Annotated in this window: 3 protein-coding genes; all 3 read left to right on the top strand. The window is 53.1% G+C overall.

The features are described 5' to 3' along the window. Positions 1–217: 217 nt before the first annotated feature. Entirely contained in the window at positions 218–1018 is an 801-nt protein-coding gene (locus GXX57_11545; GenBank protein ID HHV45277.1) for an Ig-like domain-containing protein, read from the top strand. 117 nt (positions 1019–1135) lie between these two features. Further along, positions 1136–3433, top strand: coding sequence for an exo-alpha-sialidase (locus GXX57_11540; protein HHV45276.1), 2298 nt, complete (start codon positions 1136–1138; stop codon positions 3431–3433). Between the two features lie 7 nt (positions 3434–3440). Next, on the top strand, positions 3441–3743 hold a 303-nt coding region (locus GXX57_11535), incomplete at its 3' end, for a sugar phosphate isomerase/epimerase (GenBank protein HHV45275.1).

Raw genomic sequence — 3743 nt, 5'->3', positions numbered from 1 at the left:
TCCGCGAAACTGCAATTATCTGATAAGTTCGCGGAATTTTCTGGATCTCCTGCAACGCCACAGAACTTTTTCTCGCGACAACGAAAAACCGTCCCAACCCCACAAACCTTATGTCAAAACCTCAGTGTAAAGAATGCAAAAAACAGGGATACGGATTCTGCTACTATGCTGCCTGCTGCTTTCAACCTCTTGCTTCCTTAATCAGCGGGTGAGCCTTTTGAGTGTCTCTCTGGAGGACGGCACAACGGGGGTTTTCAACTTCACTCCCATCAGAGTTGTCTTTTCGGTGCCGCCTACCGATGTGAAGTTGAAGCTAGAACCCAGTGTAGTAGGGGAAGTGACAGTACAGGGGAATGAGCTGGTCTTTGTTCCTCAAGAGAAGTTTTCCCCCAATACCACCTATACGTTAGAAATCCATTGGAAAGACGGTGAAAGGCAGCTTAATTTTACGAGTATTAACGAGATCGCTGAGCTGTATTACACCGACTTTACGGGCTTTGAGTTAGATCAGTTTCCCGCCGGTTGGTTGCCCTTCAATCCACTAGATGCAGCAGATTTCAAGGTGGTGGAGCTGGCGGAAGCCTCCGGAGGCCGGGCCCTAATGGGCTTCGATGGCGGACGGGCCAATGCCCACGCGGTGATGCCAACGGTTACGCTCCTCCATGCCGACTCCGATATCCTCGTGGAGACAACGGTGTGGCTGTCTACCGGGGAATTCACTGGTGTTTACCTGTATCACGGACAGCCCACCTGGCCGCCCTATGCCAGTATCGCCGACGTAGGCAAATACTTCGCCGATGAAAACCTCCGGTCTTACAAGCTTGGGGTCGTCTTCCGACTTGCGGACCAGAAGGTGGATGTTTATGTTGATTACAAACCTCTGATGACGGGGGTCGATTTTCGGACGTCGACACCGGCAGGAAACCTCAGCTATGCGGTGGGGCTTTTCTTTAATGGTGACGGAAACTCCACCGATGTGTACTGGGGTGATATCCGGATTTCCGAGATTGGCCGTTGATAAGAAGGGGACTTCTGTCCCCTTCTCCCGGGAGAGGGTGAAGGAAGGATTAGAAAGATGAGACAAGGCTTTTTCAAACTCTGCACTTGCCTGCTGCTTCTGGGTTTGTTTTGGAGCGTGGCTTACTCACGTGAACCAGAGGTGCCGCTGACCATCGAAACGCTTTTTACTTATACGGAAACGCAGGGTGCCACCATCGAATTGGTTGGGTTAGCCGATGGTGATCAAAAGCTTTTCAGCCTTGTTTGGGCTAAGGATAGCTCCTGGTTTGCCCAATGGTGGCTGCGCGTCGAAGGGGATGCGGATTTCTTGCCCGAAGGCACTGGGAAGCATTTAGTGTCCCTTTCGCCCCGAACCGGCCATCAGTACCGAACGGTGCTGAGTTACTGTTCCAAAGAACATTTGATCGATTTGTCCGTCTATGACTTGACCGCCGGTGAACACATATATCGAGGTCGGATCGGTGTTGCACCGTACGGGGCTACCCTAAACCCTAGTCTGGAGGATTCCCATGTTGCCGTGACTGTCCATGAGTCTATCTATCTTCCGGTGGGAGTGGCATGGCGGTTATCCCAGATGGCGAGCGGTGGAAGATCTATCCGGATTAGTAAAAATGCACCGCTAAGAGTGTCGTTGGATCCGGTTCCCATCGATGCCACGGGGGAATTTGTTCTGGTTACTGCAGATGGGGTACTCCTTGACCGATTTGCTAGTTCACCGACGGGCTTGGAAACATCGATTGATCCGGCTCCTCTGTCGGTGGGTGAGGGGGTTGTCCGTTTAGAGTATCGGGTTGATGGCGGAACTTGGGATCTGGGACATATTCCGGTGGAAGTGGTGGAGGGTATTGTGGACATCGTCTTTTCAAACCCGACCTACACCCTGCATGAATGGATCAGTGACGTAGAGATTCTGGCCGATGGACCAGTTTCGTTGGAACCATTCAAAGTCTCAGCAGATATAGAGGTGTTTCGGGGCGGCAAATGGCAGTTGATGGTTAAGGATATGCTGCTGTGGAAGGAGGGAATTCAGGTTACCGGTGAGCCGACGGGATTGAAATTGGGGTTGGGCAACCTGCCTTTGGATCAGCATATTGCACGGATCACCTTTTCCGTGGAGTTACCTGCAACGGTGGCGCACCAAGTGAGCGGGGCCTCTCAGAGCGTGATTCCTGTGGAGTTGCTCCTGGGAACCGATCCCGCGGCCTTGTATTCTGAGGGTATTCTAGAAGTCCATCCGGTGGCCATTCCCGTCGGGGATAATCTGTTCGGAAGTAACTGGCATTTCGGTTGGCCTGTAGCTACCATGGTTGATGACACCATTGTTCTGGTCTATCAGCGGACGCCGGCCCACTGGGGCAACTTGCCAGCAGACCAATATACAAGTCGAGCAGTGGTGATCCGCTCTAGGGATGGCGGAAAGACTTGGTCTAAACCGGTGGACATCCGGCAGTTTATCAAGGCCCCCGTTGATCAAGGTAAAGCTGGTTTCGGGAACGCCATCGGTACCATGGGCGATGGATCGATCTTACTGATTACTCCCTATGGATTCTTTCGTTCCAAGGATGCCGGAGTAACCTGGGAGCATCTGCCCGAGGCCTTTAGCGGCGCGCAATTGCAGGGGCCCAGGACCAACATGGGCCCGCGGATTGTCGAACATCCGGAGTACGGCGCTATGGCCTTTGGACACTATGAGATAGACTCGTTGGGGACTATGGCCGACGAAACCTGGATCAGGTATTCAAAGGATCTAGGAGAAACCTGGTACGAGACAAAACAGGACCTGCCGTCCTTTGCTAAGCCGGTGGAACCAGCCGCTTTAGTGTTTGCCGACCGCCTGGTACTACTTGCCCGTTCTCACGGCAGCTATGACGCGTCCGACGAAACCTGGCGGTATGTACAGTTGGTTTCTTCGGAAGAGGAATCCCTGAGTCTTGAGCCCTACTCTACGAACATTAAAGCTTCCGATGTGCGGGCATTGAGTGGGAACGGTGGCTTTGGACCCTGGTCCCAGGACACGGTGGATATATCCTACAACCCTGTTACTCAGCGCATTGAAGCAGTGGTCACCAACCGGAGCGGAGGTGGCGAGGGCCAAACTAAGGATCATAGTCAATTGACCTTGAATCTTTGGAGTATTGACCCGGCGGACCTGTTGACAGGTAGCAGCAATTGGCGTTATGAGGCCACATTGCTGGCCAAGCGGGTAGTCACACCGATCCCCCTGGAAAACGGGCTACATCCCGACGGGATGCATCCCGGGGGTGCTGTGATCGATTTGGAACGGGGAGTACAACATATTTACGTATATCTAGGGTTTACCGAGGGTCCCGCGGGCATCTTTCAGATCACCCGGACTTTGGACACGCCAGCTTTACGCTCCTGGCTTGAACGGCAGTTACACAGGGAGGAATGAAGCAGTGATGCGGAGATACTCAGTTATCCTGGGAAACCTAGGGAATACGAAGGATCGCTTTTGCGGCGGATACAAGACCAATCCCACCACCATGGAGATGCTCAAACAGGCGGCAGCCATCGAATATGTCAAGGGCATCGAACTGGTGGGCACCTGGGACATTGACGTGGACAATGCCAAGGAAATGAAAAGGGCCTTGGATGATCTAGGCTTGCAATGTGTATCCATTATTCCCGATCTTTTTGCGAACAAACTCTATTGGAAGGGCGCCTACACCAGCAAGGAGGCGGCGGTGCGCCGGCAGGCCATC

Source organism: Bacillota bacterium, assembly GCA_012839765.1.
Classification (GTDB): Bacteria; Bacillota; Limnochordia; order DUMW01; family DUMW01; genus DUMW01.
This window is presented reverse-complemented; position numbering and strand designations above follow the sequence as displayed.